Annotated in this window: 17 protein-coding genes and 1 other RNA gene; 6 read left to right on the forward strand and 12 right to left on the reverse strand. The window is 64.9% G+C overall.

Annotated elements, in window-relative coordinates; all coding sequences use genetic code 11:
- Positions 1-207: 207 nt before the first annotated feature.
- From ACVI1L_RS00940 to ACVI1L_RS00990, 11 genes are all read right to left on the reverse strand, one after another.
- Positions 208-408: a DUF2065 domain-containing protein gene (locus ACVI1L_RS00940; RefSeq protein ID WP_028332483.1), complete on the reverse strand. Its 201-nt coding sequence runs from the start codon at positions 406-408 to the stop codon at positions 208-210.
- Between the two features lie 94 nt (positions 409-502).
- The gene (gene hflC, locus ACVI1L_RS00945) at positions 503-1402 is read right to left on the reverse strand and encodes a protease modulator HflC (protein WP_168857169.1); all 900 of its coding nucleotides are present in this window, start codon (positions 1400-1402) and stop codon (positions 503-505) included.
- Positions 1399-2538: an FtsH protease activity modulator HflK gene (gene hflK / locus ACVI1L_RS00950; RefSeq protein WP_028342342.1), complete on the reverse strand. Its 1140-nt coding sequence runs from the start codon at positions 2536-2538 to the stop codon at positions 1399-1401. Before hflK ends, hflC begins: the two co-directional genes overlap by 4 nt.
- Positions 2539-2682: 144 nt before the next feature.
- Positions 2683-3195, reverse strand: a complete 513-nt coding sequence (locus tag ACVI1L_RS00955; RefSeq protein ID WP_076824257.1) for a dihydrofolate reductase — start codon at positions 3193-3195, stop codon at positions 2683-2685.
- Entirely contained in the window at positions 3195-3680 is a 486-nt protein-coding gene (locus ACVI1L_RS00960) for a GNAT family N-acetyltransferase (RefSeq protein ID WP_076824256.1), read from the reverse strand. Before ACVI1L_RS00960 ends, ACVI1L_RS00955 begins: the two co-directional genes overlap by 1 nt.
- A 20-nt stretch (positions 3681-3700) precedes the next feature.
- The gene (locus ACVI1L_RS00965) at positions 3701-4495 is read right to left on the reverse strand and encodes a thymidylate synthase (protein ID WP_028332488.1); all 795 of its coding nucleotides are present in this window, start codon (positions 4493-4495) and stop codon (positions 3701-3703) included.
- 174 nt (positions 4496-4669) lie between these two features.
- A complete protein-coding gene (locus ACVI1L_RS00970) occupies positions 4670-5650 on the reverse strand; it encodes a tripartite tricarboxylate transporter substrate binding protein BugD (protein ID WP_057015039.1) in 981 nt (326 codons plus the stop codon).
- Positions 5651-5782: 132 nt separating this feature from the next.
- Complete coding sequence (locus ACVI1L_RS00975; protein ID WP_018272999.1) at positions 5783-7297, reverse strand: tripartite tricarboxylate transporter permease; 1515 nt, start codon at positions 7295-7297, stop codon at positions 5783-5785.
- 7 nt (positions 7298-7304) lie between these two features.
- Positions 7305-7805: a tripartite tricarboxylate transporter TctB family protein gene (locus tag ACVI1L_RS00980; RefSeq protein ID WP_456782060.1), complete on the reverse strand. Its 501-nt coding sequence runs from the start codon at positions 7803-7805 to the stop codon at positions 7305-7307.
- Positions 7806-7898: 93 nt separating this feature from the next.
- Positions 7899-8432, reverse strand: coding sequence for a chromate transporter (locus ACVI1L_RS00985; protein WP_076824254.1), 534 nt, complete (start codon positions 8430-8432; stop codon positions 7899-7901).
- On the reverse strand, positions 8429-9040 hold the full coding sequence (locus ACVI1L_RS00990) for a chromate transporter (RefSeq protein WP_310880652.1): 612 nt from the start codon (positions 9038-9040) through the stop codon (positions 8429-8431). Before ACVI1L_RS00990 ends, ACVI1L_RS00985 begins: the two co-directional genes overlap by 4 nt.
- 101 nt (positions 9041-9141) lie before the next feature.
- On the opposite strand from ACVI1L_RS00990, the gene ssrA reads away from it, so the two are divergent.
- The 6 genes from ssrA (at position 9142) to ACVI1L_RS01020 (ending at position 12896) form a co-directional block, all read left to right on the forward strand.
- Positions 9142-9497, forward strand: a transfer-messenger RNA (tmRNA) gene (ssrA, locus tag ACVI1L_RS00995).
- A 148-nt stretch (positions 9498-9645) separates the two neighbouring features.
- On the forward strand, positions 9646-10167 hold the full coding sequence (locus ACVI1L_RS01000) for an SspB family protein (protein WP_057015035.1): 522 nt from the start codon (positions 9646-9648) through the stop codon (positions 10165-10167).
- A gap of 166 nt (positions 10168-10333) precedes the next feature.
- Entirely contained in the window at positions 10334-11752 is a 1419-nt protein-coding gene (fumC, locus tag ACVI1L_RS01005) for a class II fumarate hydratase (protein ID WP_456782061.1), read from the forward strand.
- A 274-nt stretch (positions 11753-12026) separates the two neighbouring features.
- A complete protein-coding gene (locus ACVI1L_RS01010; RefSeq protein ID WP_016841076.1) occupies positions 12027-12215 on the forward strand; it encodes a DUF4169 family protein in 189 nt (62 codons plus the stop codon).
- Positions 12212-12487, forward strand: coding sequence for a ribbon-helix-helix domain-containing protein (locus ACVI1L_RS01015; RefSeq protein ID WP_024580116.1), 276 nt, complete (start codon positions 12212-12214; stop codon positions 12485-12487). Before ACVI1L_RS01010 ends, ACVI1L_RS01015 begins: the two co-directional genes overlap by 4 nt.
- Before the next feature lie 55 nt (positions 12488-12542).
- Complete coding sequence (locus ACVI1L_RS01020; RefSeq protein ID WP_456782062.1) at positions 12543-12896, forward strand: VOC family protein; 354 nt, start codon at positions 12543-12545, stop codon at positions 12894-12896.
- A 64-nt stretch (positions 12897-12960) separates the two neighbouring features.
- Here the strand turns inward: ACVI1L_RS01020 and ACVI1L_RS01025 are convergent, their stop codons facing one another.
- On the reverse strand, positions 12961-16680 hold the full coding sequence (locus tag ACVI1L_RS01025; protein WP_456782063.1) for an AsmA family protein: 3720 nt from the start codon (positions 16678-16680) through the stop codon (positions 12961-12963).
- Positions 16681-16726 lie beyond the last annotated feature (46 nt).

Here is a 16726-nt window from a genome sequence, read left to right on the forward strand (position 1 = left end):
GGCATACGGCGCAAGCATCTCACCCGGGCATTTCGGCGAAATACCGGCGGCGAGAGGCTCACGATATGTTCAGTCTTGCCTGTCATTCCGGGGCAGCCCGACAAGGCTGAACCCCGGGGACGCAATTGCGCACCTTGGGGAATCTCGAGGTTCCCCGATGCGCAATCGCGCATTGGCGGTCATGCTTCGCATGCTCCGGAGCGGCGACTATCTTCGCACCACCCAGATCAGGACAAGCCCGGCGACCGCCGAGCCGATACCGACGATGCGCAGGATGTTGTCGGGTGTCGCCAGCGCGCTCTTCATCGCCCGGCGCATCCAGGCGGGGCTTGCCGCGAACAGAATGCCTTCGAGCACGAACAGGATTCCCAACCCGATGAGGAAGTCGCCGAACGCTATGGACTTCATCGGATGGCAGCCTCCCGCTCGATGCTTGTTGTTTTTGGTCGGCGGCGAAGCGTCATCCGCATCGCCGCCAAGTCCTGAAGTTCAAGTCGTGACGTTACTGTTTCGGCGCGGCGGCCGCCTCAGGCAACTTGCCGCTTGCACCGCCGAAGTATCTGAAGAATTCCGAGTCCGGCCGCAACAGGAAACGCGTGTCGCTGGAACGCAGGCCGTTCTCATACGCTGTCATCGAGCGATAGAATGCGAAGAAGTCCTTGTCCTTGCCATAGGCTTCGGCGAACAGGCGGTTGCGCTCGGCGTCGCCGGCACCGCGGGTCTGATCCGCGGCCGAGTTCGCCTCGGCCACGATCACGGTCGCTTCGCGGTCGGCCTTCGAGCGGATTTCCTGCGCCTTCTGGTCGCCCTGGGCACGGAACTCGGCCGCCTCGCGCTCACGTTCGGTCTTCATGCGGTTGTAGACGGCCTGGCTATTCTGCTCCGGCAGGTCGGCACGGCGGATGCGGACGTCGACAACCTCGATGCCGTATCCGTCCGCTTCCCTATCGAGCTGCTCGCGGATCCGCTGCATCAGCTTCTCGCGATCGTCACGCACCACGGTGATGAAGTTGACCTCGCCGAGCACGCGGCGCAGCGCTGCGTTCAGCAGCGTGGTCAGCTGCAGATTGGCGGCCTGGATCGAGCCGACGCTGGTGTAGTAGCGCAATGCATTCTTGATGCGATAGCGCGCGAAGGCGTCCACCACGAGCCGCTTCTGGTCGGACGCGATCACCTCCTGCGACGGGTTTTCCAGATCGAGGATGCGCTTGTCGACGTTGATCACCGAATTCCACGGCGCCTTGAAGTGCAGGCCGGGCTCGGTGACGATGTCGACCGGCTCGCCGAACCGCAGGACGATGGTCTGCTCGGTCTGCTGCACGGCGAACACCGAGCTGTAGCCGACGGCGAGCACAATGAAGAGGATGATCAGGGACACAATGCCGGTGACGGGAGACCTCATCGGGTGGCTCCCTGCTGCTGGCCGGTCGTGGCCGGTGCCGCCGGACGCCGCGGCGTCAGTTCGCCGAGCGGAAGGTAGGGCACGATGTTCTGGCCCGGGCCGCCGTCGTAAACCAGCTTCTCGGAGCCGCCGAGCACTTTTTCCATGGTCTCCAGATAGATGCGCTCGCGCGTCACGTCGGGTGCCTTCTTGTACTCTTCATAGACTTTCAGGAAGCGTGCGCTCTGGCCCTTGGCGTCGGCGACCGCCTGCTCCTTGTAGCCTTCGGCGGCCTGCAGGATCTGCGCGGAACGACCGCGCGCTTCCGGTACGATCCGGTTGGCGTAGGTCTGTGCCTCGTTCTGCTTGCGCTCGAGGTCGGCGCGCGCCGCCTGCACGTCGCGGAATGCGTCGATCACCTGCGCCGGCGGATCGACCTTCTGCATCTGCACCTGCGTGATCTGGATGCCCGCGTTGTAGGTATCGAGCGTCCTCTGCATCAGCTCCTGGACGCTCTGCTCGGTGACGTTGCGCGCCCCGGTCAGGATCGGCTGGATCTGCGAGCGGCCGATCACCTCACGCATCGCGCTTTCGGCAACCGCCTTCACGGTGCCTTCGGGATTCTGGATGTTGAACAGATAGGCGCCGGCTCCACCCGGCTTGATGCGCCACAGCACCGTGAAGTCGACGTCGACGATGTTCTCGTCGCCGGTCAGCATCAGGCTCTCTTCCGGCACGTCGCGCATGGTGCGGCCGCGGCGAGCGGGATCGTCGATCAGCGTCATGCCGATCGAGATCGTGTTGACGCGCAGCGCTTTCGGCAGCAGCACTGTCTCAATCGGATATGGCAGGTGGTAGCGCAGGCCCGGCTGCGCATCGCGGACATACTTGCCGAAGCGCAGCACGACGCCGAGCTCTTCGGACTGCACGCGGAAGATGCCGGTCGCGAACCAGATCGCCAGCGCGGCGACCAGCACCAGCGCGACGCCCATGCCGCTGAAATGTCCGCCGGGCAGCCACTGCTGCAGGCGGTCCTGGCCGCGCCGCAGCAGATCCTCAAGATCCGGCGGCCTTGGCCCGGCTGACTGCGGACCGGTGCCCCATGGCCCTTTCGGACCCGAGCCCCAGGGCCCCCCGCCTTGATTTTTCCACGGCATCAAACATCTCCTCGGCAAGTCCGGACGGGACGCCCGGCCTCGAATGTCCGGCCCGGTTATAGGGGACCGCTAGGGCCCTTACAACGCAAGCTTCCTGGCCGGACGAGCTATGCGCCGGGGCATAATTGTCAATGCAAACATTGGTTAACCCGGGCCGCGCCGACGATATGTCACATAGGAGAAGTCGGCACTGTCGTCCGGGCCTGCCGGATTTCGCACGCGCGCCACCTCGTCCCACAGCTGCGCATCGATTTTGTCGAACCGCGTGTCGCCGTCCGGCCGGGCATGGACCTCGGTGATCTCAAGGCGATCGGCGGTGCCCATCCATTGCGCGTAGATTTCCGCGCCACCGATGATTGCAATCTCAGTGGCGAAACGCCGCAGCGCGTCGCCAAGCGCAATGGCGCGGGCGTTGTCAAACGACGTCGTGACGATGGCGCCGCGCGCGCGGTAGTTGGGATCGCGCGTCACCACGATGTTGGTGCGGCCCGGCAGCGGCCTGCGCAGGGATTCGAAGGTCTTGCGCCCCATCACGACGGGCTTGTTCAACGTAATCGCCTTGAAACGCTGCTGGTCGGATTTCAGCCGCCATGGAATGGCGTTGTCGCTCCCGATCACGCCGTTCTCGGCGACCGCTACGACGAGCACGATCTCCATCAGAGCGTCCCTTCCGCGAGCGTCGACAGCGCCTCGCCGGAGACGCGGCAAATCGTCCATTCGTCCATCATCTCGGCGCCGAGCGACTTGTAGAATGCAATCGACGGCGCGTTCCAGTCGAGCACCGCCCATTGCAGGCGCGACCAGCCATTGGCGAGGCATTGCTTCGCCAGATGCACGAGCAGCGCCTTGCCGATGCCCTTGCCGCGCAGCGCCGGACGCACGAAGAGGTCTTCGAGATAGATGCCGTGACGGCCGGCGAAGGTCGAGAAGTTGACGAACCAGACCGCGAAGCCGGCAGGCTCGCCGTTCCATTCCGCGATGTCGCAATAGAGCCGTGGGTTGGCGCCGAACAGCGCCTCGGCGATATCGGCCTCGCTGGCGTGAACCTCATGCAGAAGCTTTTCGTATTCGGCGAGTTCGCGGACCAGCGAGAACACCAGTCCGGCCTCATCGGGCCGCGCGCGGCGGATCGTCAGCGACATTCAATCCCTCGGACCGCAACTCATACCGCCACCTCGGCCTTGATGTGCGGATGCGGGTCGTAACCTTCGAGTTTGAAGTCCTCGTAGCGGAACGCGAAGATATCCTTCACGTCCGGATTGATCGCCATCGTCGGCAACGGCCGCGTCGGCCGCGTCAACTGCAGGCGCGCCTGCTCGAGATGGTTGGAGTAGAGGTGCGCGTCGCCGAGCGAGTGCACGAAATCGCCGGGCTTCAGCCCGGTCACCTGCGCGACCATCATGGTGAGCAGCGCATAGGAGGCGATATTGAAGGGTACGCCGAGGAAGACGTCGCCCGAGCGCTGATAGAGCTGACAGGACAATTTGCCGTTCGCGACATAGAACTGGAACAGGCAATGGCACGGCGGCAGCGCCATCTTGTCGACCTCGGCCGGATTCCAGGCGCTGACGATCAGCCGTCGCGAATCCGGATTGCGCTTGATCATCTCGACCACGCCAGCGATCTGGTCGATGCTACGGCCATCCGGCGCGGGCCACGACCGCCATTGCGAGCCGTACACCGGACCGAGGTCGCCGTTGGCGTCGGCCCATTCGTCCCAGATCGTGACGCCGTTGTCGTTGAGATATTTGATGTTGGTGTCGCCGGCGAGGAACCAGAGCAGCTCGTGCACGATCGCCTTCAGCGGCAGCCGCTTGGTGGTCAGCATCGGGAAGCCGGCCGCGAGGTTGAAGCGCATCTGATGACCGAAGATCGACAGCGTCCCGGTGCCGGTGCGGTCGTGCTTCTCGGCACCGTCGGCGAGGATGCGTTCGAGCAGGTCGTGATACTGGTTCATGGCGTCTGTTTCGGGCTTTCGAGAGAACGACCAATGTAGCGGCCAAGGCCGCCGGTCGGCACGCTGATTCGGCTGAACGTACCGATTATACCCTGAAAAGTGAGCACTCCGCGCCAAACGACAAGGGGCGGAACTCGCGTCCCGCCCCTGCCCTATTTGCCTGATTGTACTGGATTAAGTTGCCGGCTTGAGCACCGGCGTCCACTTCGCGATCTCGTTCTTGACGAGCGTCGCGAGCGCCTCCGGCGTACGGTTGGCGGGCGCCGGGATCACGCTGCCGAGGTCGAGCAGGCGCTTGCGGACGTTCTCATCGTCAAGCGCCTTGATGGCCGCGGCATTCAACGTGGCGATGATGGCGGGCGAAGTTCCCTTCGGCGCGAAAATCGCATTCCAGGCCTGGGCCTGGAACGCCGGCAAGCCGGCTTCCGTCGTGGTCGGCACATTGGGCAGCGACGGGTTGCGCTCGGGGGTGGCGACCGCATAGGCCTTGATGGTGCCGGCGTTGATCTGCGGCACCGCGTTGACGATCTGGTCGCACATGTAATCGACCTGGCCGGCGACCAGCGCATTCATGGCCGGGCCGGTGCCGTTGAAGGGCACGCCGACCGGTTTGACGCCGAGGATCGAGTTCAGGAGCTCGCAGGAGGCGTGCGAGACCGAGCCGATGCCGGCATGCGCGGCGTTGACCTTCTCGGCATTGGCCTTCACGTAGGCGACGAATTCCTTGAGATCCTTCGGCGGGAAGTCCTTGCGGGCAAGGATCAGGATCGGCGTGCCGGCGAGCAGCGCGACGGGCTCGAAATCCTTTTCCGGGTGATAGGCAAGCTTCGGATAGAGCGGCACCGAGGCGGCGTGCGTGCCCATATGCCCTGTAATCAACGTATAGCCGTCATTGGCGGCGCGTGCGGCACGCGTCGTCGCGGTGGTGCCGCCGGCGCCGACCACGTTCTCGATCACGATGCTCTGTCCCAGCGTCTGCGCCATGTGCGCGGTCACGATGCGCGAGATGACATCGGTCGGGCCGCCGGCTGCGAACGGCACGATCATGGTGATGGTGCGGGTCGGATAGTTTTGCGCGGACGCCGGCACGGCGAAAGCGCCGAGCGCTACAAATGCCGAAAGGCATGCGCCCGCAAGCGAGCGAATGGACATCATCTCAATTCCTCCCGGAACGTTTGACCAATAAAAATGCCGGCCAAATCGGCCGGCATTTTCATTTCACGGGACGACATCGAGTGTCGATTCGACTTCCGCCTGCGGCGCGCCGACGCAGGGTCGACGGCTCGCTCAGCCCTCGGATTCCACGAACACTTCGTCGCGCTTGGCACGCAACGTCGGCAGCACGGCGAGCACCAGGAGACCGGCCGCGATCGCCAGCAGCACCGCCGACAGCGGCCGCGAGACGAACACGCTCCAGTCGCCGCGCGAGATCAACAGCGCGCGACGCAGGTTCTCCTCCATCAGCGGGCCCAGCACCATGCCGAGCAGCAGCGGTGCCGGCTCGAAATCGTGCTTGATCAGCCAATAGCCGACCAGGCCGAACACGCCGGCGAGCACGACGTCGACCGGCGCGTTGTTCACCGAGTAGATGCCGATCGCGCAGAACACCACGATCGAGGGGAACATCAGGCGGTACGGCACGCGCAGCAGACGGACCCAGATGCCCACCAACGGCAGGTTGATGATGATCAGCATCAGATTGCCGATCCACATCGAGGCGATCATGCCCCAGACCAGATCGGGCTGCTTCTGCATCACCTGCGGACCCGGCACGATGCCGTGAATGGTCATCGCGCCGACCATCAGCGCCATCACCGCGTTCGGCGGGATGCCGAGCGTGAGCAGCGGGATGAACGAGGTCTGCGCCGCGGCGTTGTTGGCGCTTTCCGGCGCCGCCACGCCCTCGATCGCGCCGCGGCCGAACCGCTTCGGATCCTTCGCCAGCTTCTTCTCCAGCGTATAGGCCGCGAACGAGGCGATCACGGCGCCGCCGCCCGGCAGGATGCCGAGGATCGAGCCAAGCACGGTGCCGCGCAGGATCGCCGGCGTTGAATCCGCGATGTCCTTCCTGGTCGGCATCAGGCCGGTGATCTTCTGCTGCACCAGGTTGCGGTTCATCTCGGCGCCGTGGTCGAGGTTGCGGATGATCTCCGCGAAGCCGAACACACCCATCGCCACGGTGGCAAAGCCGAGACCGTCGGCGAGTTCGGGGATGTTGAAGGCCATGCGCGAGGCGCCGGTCTCGATGTCGGAGCCGACCATCGACAGCAACAGGCCGAACACGATCATCGCGATCGCCTTCAGCACCGAGCCCTTGGCGAGCACCACCGCGAAGATCAGGCCGAGCACCATCAGCGAGAAATATTCAGCCGGACCGAACGCCAGCGCGAGCTTGGTCAGCGGCGCGCCGAGCACGGCGATCAGCACGGTCGCGACGCAGCCGGCGAAGAACGAGCCGATCGCGGCGATCGCCAGAGCCGGACCGGCGCGGCCCTGCTTGGCCATCTGGTGGCCGTCGAGCGCGGTGACGACGGAGGTCGCCTCGCCCGGAATATTGACCAGGATCGAGGTGGTCGAGCCGCCATATTGCGCGCCGTAATAGATGCCGGCGAGCATGATCAGCGCACCGACCGGCGGCAGGCCGAAGGTGATCGGCAGCAGCATGGCGACGGTGGCGATGGTGCCGATGCCCGGCAGCACGCCGACCAGCGTGCCGACCAGTGCGCCGATCAGGCACATCAGAAGGTTGATCGGCGAGAATGCGACCGCGAAACCGTGGGCGAGATTGGCAAACAGTTCCATCACGCCCTCACTGGATCAGGAAACGCGGGAACATCGGCATCGGAAGTCCCAGCACATAGGGGAAAAGCAGCGCGCAGCCGAGGGTCAGACAGGCGCCGACAATGATGGCCTCGACCAATTTCGTCTCCTGCGAGCCCATCGCCGCGATCATGAAGGCGGCAAAGGCGGAGACCACAAGCCCGAGTGGCCGGATCGCCAATGCGAAGAACACGATTGCGGCGGATACGAACAACGGGCCGCGCCAGGAATAGGCCGCGATATGCGGGCCATTCTGCAGAACTCCCATCAGCGCGACACCACCGCCGAGCAACAGCAGCAGCACTGCGAACATGCGCGGCGCGGTTCCGGCGCCGAACGAAAATCCGTGCATGCCCTGCAAATCGCTCGAGGCCCACAAGGCAAACAGCGCAGCCGCCATCATGGCGAGCCCGCCGACAAAATCCTGCGGACCGCGCACCCATTTCGGCAAGATCGATTTGACCGGCGCCTCGCTCGGCGTATCGCTCATGACTTCGCTTCCCCCGTCAGGGCTGTCCCGCCCGTTTTGATTGAATGGCTTGGTTTGTGGTGCGTTGACCGAGAGCCTTGCTAGCGATTTTCGTCAGATAACGCCAGCGAAACCCAAGAGGCCTCCGGCCAGCAACATCCACAAAGGGTTGATCCGCGTCGCAAAAGCAAGCGCGGCCGCGACAATGGTGATCAGGACCGCGATCCAACTTTGGTCTGAGGTCTGCGCCACGATCAGGCCGGAGGCCGCCATCAGACCGATCGACAGCGGAACCAGTGCCGCCTGGATCATCGCCGGCCAGCGCGCCTCGCGCGAGCGATCGAGGAAACGGCTCACATAATAGGCAAGCAGCGCGGTCGGTCCGCACATCGCCACCGTCGCGGCCAACGCCCCGGCGACGCCTGCGACAGAATAGCCTATCAAGGTCACGATCAGCACGTTCGGCCCCGGCGAGAGCTGCGAGATCGCGAATACGTCGGCGAACTGCTTGTCGGTCAGCCAGTGATGCACGTCGACGGCGGCACGGTGCATTTCGGGAATCGCCGAATTGGCGCCGCCGACCGCAAACAGCGACATCAGGCCGAAGGTCCAGACCAGCGCCGCGATCGGGTTGGACTCCGAGCTCATGCCCGCACCATGCGGCGCGCCAGGACCGTCGTCGCAATGCTGAGCGGGATCGCCACCAGCAGCACGATCTGGAGCGGCCAGCGGATCAGTCCGATCGCGACGAAAACAGCAGCCAGAATGACGAGGCCCGTGACATCGCGCCGCTTCAGGAGCGGCATCATCATCTTGAAGACGACGGCGAACAGCAGCCCGACCGCGGCGCAGGCGACGCCGGCGAGCGTCCGGCGCAGCACGTCGATGTCGCCGTAACGGGCATAGAGCGCGGCAAGGATGGTCGCGATCACCATCGGCGGCCCGACCAGCCCGGCGAAGGCCGCGAGCCCGCCGGCTATGCCGCGAAAGCGCGAGCCGAATACGACCGACAGGTTGACGATGTTCGGACCTGGCAGGAAATGGCACAGCGCGAAGGTCTCGTTGAACTCCTCCGCGGTCATCCAGCGGTGCTGCTCGACGATCGCGCGGCGGGCCCAGACCAGAACCCCGCCAAAGCCGGCCAGCGACATCTTGGCAAAGGCCAGGAACAGCTCGAGCAGGCCGGGCTGGTGGGGCGGCGATGGTACGGGGGCATCCGGCGCCGGGGCGGCAACCGGCGGAGATTCCGGGGGCATGGACGAAACCTAGAACGGCGCCGGGACAGCGCCAAGACCCTGGCTAAGACCTTGGCCAGCCCCAAATCGGCCGGTTTTCACAGCCGAAAGGGCCTGAATCGGCTCTGTTTTTCTAAGACTTTGCCGCTATATTGGGGGTGCCGGTTCGCCGGCTATGGAAATAAATGACCGTCGCAATAAACCATTCGGACCCGGGGGCGGTACCCGGCGCCTCCACCAAAATCCATCCGTCGCGGTGGCTTTCGGCGGGGGCGAAATAGGATCGACGAGGGCGTAAAGGGCGTGTTTTTTCTCGGTATGGTTCCGCCGACATCGGGCCAATGCAATAGTTGCCAACGACAACTTTGCTCCGGTTGCTCAGGCTGCGTAACGCAGTTTGAAAGACCATCTTAAAGTCCTAGCGGGTTAAGCTCCGCTAGGCGGGGTTCGGAGGCACCTGGCAACAGAAGCCTCCACTTTATCCCTTGTTTCCCAATCGGGCGTCCGCGCGCATTTCAGCGGCCAGCCCTGCTGATTTCCGGCTCCCGGCGGGGTAGCATGGCAAAAGGGCGAGTCGGACGGTCCGGCGCCGCCCCGGCGGGCATTTTCGAAGCGACAGGATCACCATGGCGACCGATCACATCCGATATGACGTGCTGGCGCGCGATGCGCTGCGCGGGGTGCTGCGCCGGGTGTTGTCCGACGCCGCCGAACATGGCCTGCCAGGTGAGCACCATTTCTACATCACCTTCCTGTCGCACGGCGACGGCGTGAAGCTGTCGCCCCGGCTGCTCGCGCAGTATCCGGAGGAGATGACCATCATCCTGCAGCACCAGTTCTGGGATCTGGTGGTGACCGAGGATCGCTTCGAGGTCGGCCTGTCGTTCGGCGGGATTCCCGAGCGGCTGACCGTGCCGTTCGCCGCGGTGACGCGCTTCCTCGATCCGTCCGCGCCGTTCGATTTGCGCTTCGATGTCTCGGACGCACTGTCCGAAGAAGCCCCTCCCGCCACCGCACCGGCCTCTCCCCTGCCCGCCCCTGCGGCCCACGCAGCGGCCGAGACCGAGAGCGCCGAGACCGAGCAGGAGCCCGCGAAGCCCAGCGAAGGCGCCGAGGTCGTGCGGCTGGACCGCTTCCGCAAGAAATAATCTAAGCGCAGATCACGCCTCGACCTTGTAGGATGCTTGCCGGGATCGGGATGACAAATCGTCATCGCGGCCTACCTTCTGCATGAACGTGCCCTTCACGCGGACGCTGTCGCGTTGCCGCGCCGGCCACGTTTTGATGACGCAACGGCAAGCATCCATGGAAAGCATGATGGCTCGATCGACGATCCCCTCCAAGGCAAAGACCCGCAGCGAGACCGACAGCTTCGGTCCGATCGACGTTCCCGCCGACCGCTACTGGGGCGCGCAGACCGAACGCTCGCGGCAGAATTTCAAGATCGGCCACGACCGCATGCCGATCGCGATCGTCCATGCACTCGGCATCGTGAAGCTTGCGGCCGCGGAGACCAATCGCGAGCTCGGCCAGCTCGATGCGCGCCGCACCGGCGCCATCATCCGCGCAGCCAAGGAAGTAATCGAAGGCAAGCTCGACGACAATTTCCCGCTGGTGGTCTGGCAGACCGGTTCGGGCACGCAGAGCAACATGAACGTGAACGAGGTGATCGCCAACCGCGCCAACCAGATGCTCGGCGGCGAGCTTGGCGCCAAGAAGCCGATCCATCCGAACGATCACGTCAACATGAGTCAGTCGTCGAACGACTCGTTTCCGACCGCGATGCATATCGCCGCAGCGAGCCGCATCGTCGCCGATCTGATTCCGGCACTCACCGAACTGCATCGCGCGTTGCGCAAGAAGGAGAAGACGTTTGCCAGGATCGTCAAGATCGGGCGCACCCATACCCAGGATGCGACGCCGCTGACGCTCGGCCAGGAATTCTCCGGCTACGCCGCGCAGGTCGAGAGCGGCATCGCGCGGCTGCGCGTCGCGGTGAAGGATCTGTTTCCGCTCGCGCAGGGCGGCACCGCCGTCGGCACCGGCCTCAACTCGAAGCCGCGATTTGCGAAAACCTTCGCGCGCCACGTCGCCAAGATCACCAAGCTGCCGTTCACCAGCGCGGCCAACAAGTTCGAGGCGCTGGCTTCCAACGACGCCTATGTGCTGGTGCACGGCGCGATCAACTCGGTGGCGACCGGCCTGTTCAAGATCGCCAACGATATCCGCTTGCTCGGCTCGGGCCCGCGCTCGGGCCTCGGCGAGTTGATCCTGCCCGAGAACGAGCCGGGCTCGTCGATCATGCCGGGCAAGGTCAATCCGACACAGTGCGAAGCCATGACCATGGTCTGCTGCCAGGTGTTCGGCAATCAGACCACGATCACCGTCGCCGGCAGCCAGGGCCATTTCGAGTTGAACGTGTACAAGCCTGTGTTGGCATACTGTATGATAAATTCCATTCAGTTGCTGTCTGACGTTGTCCGCTCATTTACCGAGCATTGCGTTGTCGGAATACGCGCCGACGAAAAGCGCATCAACGAACTGATGCAGCGCTCGCTGATGCTGGTCACCGCACTCGCGCCGAAGATCGGTTACGACAACGCAGCCAAGGTCGCCAAGTCGGCGCATGCGCGCGGAACGACGCTGAAGGAAGAGGCTTTGCGGCTCGGATTTGTTTCCGCGGATGAATTTGATCGCCTCGTGCAGCCGGACAAAATGACACACCCGGGCTAAAGCGAAGCTCGCATTGTCCGGATAATTACGGTCAGCGCGCGTGATATAATTATGGATCATAACGCCTAAAGACTAAGGCGCGTTACCTATGAGCTCTGCGCTGGCGCATGGTACAGACGTCTAGTTTTCGCAGAGCGAAACGGATTCTTTGATGCTATCAGAGCATCAAACGGGGATTCGGGATGGATATCGAGCCGGGCGCGTAGCGCAGTTGCTCTTGCTTTCGTCACGATGCATCACCAATTCCGCTCTGGGGACGATGAGGACGACGAGCATGGGCGACGTGGTCAACTTGAAACGATTCAAGAAGCGCGGTGAGCGCGAACAAGCAGCGAAGCAGGCCGAAGCCAATCGTGCGCTATTCGGTCGCACCAAATCCGAACGAGCGCGTGACGAATTCCTCGGCGAGCGCAACGCGCGTGTGCTCGATCAGCACCGCATCGAAAATGGAGACGCATCATGAAGTCTCCCGTCGTCAAGCGCTCGATCGTCGTCGCCGGACACAAGACCAGCGTCAGCCTCGAAGAAGCCTTCTGGAATGGCATGAAGGAGATTTCCGGTCTGCGGAACATGACGCTGTCGGAGTTGGTCGGCGAGATCGACAACAACCGTCAGCAGGGCAATTTGTCCTCCGCGATCCGGCTGTTCGTGCTCGACTACTTCCGCTCGCGCGCCACGCCGGCGGTGCCCACGGATGTCAGGCCGCAACAGGTCGACACGCGTCAGCAGGCCTGACGGTCTCTCCGACCGTCGCCACCAGTTGACGGTCGTTCCGCTGCGCGGGCTCAGCATGAAGGTCGATCGGATCGTCGCGAACGTTGCCGCACCGGACACAGCGGCAGCGAAGTCGTTTTATCGCGACGTGCTTGGCCTCGAGCCACTGATGGATTTCGGTTGGGTTGCGACTTATGGCTCATCCGAAACAATGCAGGCTCAAATCAGCTTCGCCTCCGAAGGTGGCTCCGGCACGCCGGTGCCTGATCTCTCCATTGAGGTTGACGATCTCGACGAGGCCCTGCGCCGAATGAAGGCAGCCTGCATCGCGATCGAATACGGACCGGCGGACGAGCCGTGGGGCGTGCGGCGCTTCTTCGTCCGCGATCCCTTCGGCAAGCTGATCAATATTCTCCAGCACCGATCATGAGCCAGCGCTTCGTTTGACGCGCTGTCTTGACGCGAACCGGTGCCCACTTCGCTTGAAAGCGCGTTTAGTTCTGCATCGCCGGCCGCTGCGGTGGATTGGCGACCTGCGGCGTCAGCGACAGCGGGGGCCGCAGCGGCTTTGGCCTGGCCGCGCCGGGCGCCGGCTTGACCTCGATCGGCGGCGGCAGCGGCGCCAGCTGCGGCTGGCTCGCAAGCGATGCGGGCGGCGCAATGGCGGGCGCGGTGGCGGCCGGCGGGACAGTCGGCGGCCGCGGCGCAACGATCTTCGGCTTCGCCGGCACGCGGCGCGGATCAGGACCAGGCCCCGGCAAGTTGGCGGAAGGCATGCCTGCCGAATTCGGGTTGGATGCATCCGGCGCCGGCTCGGCCGGATGCGGAAGCGCCGTTTGGGTCGGCGGCGGCGCCGGTTCGCCGCGCTCGATGGCGTCGAGCCGCTTGGTCTCCCGGTCGATCGCGCGCACCGCAAGCCACGACGACAGCGCCGCAATGTCGATGCTACGCGACAATCCGTCGGGCGTGCCCACGGCAAGCAACTGGATTTCCGGTCGGCTGTTGGCCGTGCCGACCTGCGTCGATGCCAGGGCGGCGCGAATGTCGGCCTGGTCGGCCGGAATGTCGTAGCCGCCGGATACGGTCGCATTGGCACCGTTCGCCGCGAGCGTGGTGGCGCCGACCCGAAGGCGGCCGTCGCGGATGTTGAAGGGGATTTGCGCCGAAGCGATCGACAGCGCGCCGCTCGCGAGCACCGGTTCGACGATCTGCCGCAGCCGCGTGTCGTCGGTCGCCTGCCCGGAATCGCTGGCGCGGATCGCAACCTCGAAGGCGCGCGGATCGAGGCCCGGAAGGCTCAGCCCCTCCAGCGTCACGGTGCCGCTGCCGGACAGCGCGCCGGTCAACGCCGAGGCGCTTCGGCCCTGCGTCAACAGCGTCATCTGCATCGAGGCGCGTCCCTTGGGCATCGCGAGACTGCGGTAGCGCAAGGCTGAACTGTCGATGCCGGACAGCTGCACATTGGCGCTGAGCGCAAGTCCGTTGGCGCCCTGTCGCACATCGATGGTGGCGGTCGCCTCGCCGCCGCCGATCTTGCCCTTGATGCCGTCAAAGGTCAGCGACTGCCCGTCCGACCTGATGGTGCCGCTGACCGGCTGCAGTTCGGCGCCACCCGGCAGCAGGCCATGCAGCGCTTCGAACGTGACCTTGCCGCGCCAGGCGCTTGTGAGGCCCTGGCCGAGCGGCTCCGTCGCATCGTGACCGGCCGCGCCGATCGCGGCCGCGAAAATCGGCGCCAGCGTGATCTGATCGAGACCGACTTCGCCGTCGACGCTTTTCTGATCGGCGAGCGTCAGCGCCAGATGACCGCGCAGCCGTGAACCGGCGACGATGCTGTCGAGATCGTCGAAGGTCAGCCTGTCGCCCGCGAGCGTCAGCTTCGACGACAGGCGGATGTTTGCGACCGGATCGGCTGGCTTCAGATTGAGCAGCGGACTGATGTCGGCGCTGCGGACGCGGAGGCTGATGCTCGATTTGCCCGCGTTGGCCCCGTCCTTGGTCCAAGGCTCCGCGGTCCCTTCGGCATCCGCGTCGAGCCCTGCGCCCCAGAGCCTTGCCTTCAGCCGCAACGGCGCGCCCCACGCGCCGATCGCCATGCCCTCGAATTGCGTCGAACCGGCACCGGCTGCGACCGCATGGTCAAGCCCAAGCAGCGCCAGCAAAGCGTTGCCATCGCCGGCCGAGAATTTCGTCTCCGCTGCAACATCGTTGCGGCGAAGTGCATCGAAATCCAGCGCACGGATCGCGGCCACCTGTGGCGTCACCGAAATCACCGTATTGCCCTTGAGCTGCGGCGTGTCGAGATCGAGCGTCGCGCGCGCGCTGACGCGGTCGGCAGCCTTGCCCTTGCCGAGGTCGAGCGCGAGCCTGGCGCGAACCGGGCCGGCATCCGCGCGGAGCACGCCAAGCCGCGCCGCCAGCGCCGGCGCGAATGGCTGAACCACAGCGGTCAGCCGGCCAAGCGACGCGGCGGTCGCGTCGACCGCGAGCTTGCCGGTCGAATTGGCGCGGTCGAAATTGCCGCTGCCGTCGAGCGTGACGTTGTCGGGCTGGCCGATCTTGACGCGCTCGAGCACGACATTCTTCGGGCTATAGGCGATTTTCGCCAGCAGCGGCCGCAATTCCTGCCCGGAAGAGACCGCGCGCCCGACGTTGAGCGACAGCTGCGCCTCGTCGGGCCATTCGCCTTGCGGACCGGCCAGCGAGCGGATCAATGCCGCGGTCGCGTCGAGATCGAGCCGATCCGCCTTCAACTGCGCCTCGACCTTCGAGCCGCTGGTTGCCTCGCGGTACGTAACCGCGACGCGGCCCTCGAGCGTGCCGCTTTCGATCTCCGCCTTCATCTCATCGATCGAAAAGCCCGATGGTGACACCATGACGTCGCCGCGCAAACGCAGCGGCCTCTGGCTGCGATAGGTGGCGTCGCCGCGCCCCTGCAGCCAGGTCATCAGCGCGTCGGGATCGGACGATTCGATGTTGAGCGCGGTCTTGAAGCTGTTCGCCGCTCCAGCTTGCGCGCTGGCACCGCTCATCGAGACCCGCGTGGATCCCGGCGCGCGAAATTCCAGCCGGCGCACCGTCCATGATTTCGCATCCGATCGCAGCTCCGCCGAGATGTCCTGCAATGGACGGCCGCCGAGCATGATCTGCTCGGATGCCAGCTCCACCTGCGCCGGTATCGGGCTTTGCGGAAGACCCGACAACACCGCGCGCATCGCCGGCAGCACGCGGACCGGCTCGACATTGCCGTTGCTGCTGTCCTTGGTGCTATCCTTGGCGGCGAACTTGTCGCCGTCGAGCTGCCGCGCCGTAAGCGAGGCGCGCAGCAGCGGCGACGCACCGAAACGCAGATCGCCATTGCCGGCGAGCTTCAGCGCACGGTCCTCGGCGCCATAGCTCACGTCGATCTGGTCGAGCCGCGCCGCCGAATAATCCGATTTCACCTTGGCCGCGATCCGCCATGGCGGCGCATCGCCGCCGCGCTGACCGGGCGCACCCGCCAGCGTCAGCGTGCCCTCGAACCGCGGCGCGCGGGCCTCGAATGTCAGGATGCCGTCGAGATCGGCCGACACCGGCCGCTGCCCGGGATCGATGCTGAAGTGCAGGCGAGTGCCGCTGCCATCGGCGCTCTGCCCCGAGGAGACCCGAAACGGGTAGCGGTTGCCGTCGAACATGAAATTGCCGTCACCCCGGATCGCGCCGGCAAGCGAGCGGACGTCGCCACTGAAGGCAATGTCGTTGAGCTCGAGCGTGCTGCGGCTCGCTGCATCATGCAGCGCGATGCGGCCGGTCAGGTTGAGCCGGTCGATCGCCAGCGAAGCGAGGTTGAAGCTCCCGCTCGACGGCGACCAGTCGATCCGCCCTTTCGGGTCCAGCCCGAGATCGAGCGACACGCCGTTGATGGTGAGCTCGTTCGCACGCCACTCGCCGCGCATCAGCGAGCTCAGGCTGAGTTCGACGTCGAGATTGGCAGCCCGAATCTTGCCGAGGTCGTTGGCGCCGCCGACGGTGACCGTCTTCAACCGCAGCGAGGGTGCCGGCAGCAGACGCGCGTCGAGATTGCCGGCGACGCGAATCGGCACGCCGATGATCTTGGACGCCTCCGCCTCGAACTGCGGCCGGAACTGGTTCCAGTCAACGAAATATGGACCGACCAGCGCCGCGACCAGTGCAAGAATGAAGGCAATTGCCAGGCCGAGCAGCGTCGTCTGCACGGTGTCTCCCTTTGAGCCAGCTCCGGGGCAGCCTCCTCATGCTGAA

This window comes from Bradyrhizobium sp. USDA 4516 (genome assembly GCF_054055915.1).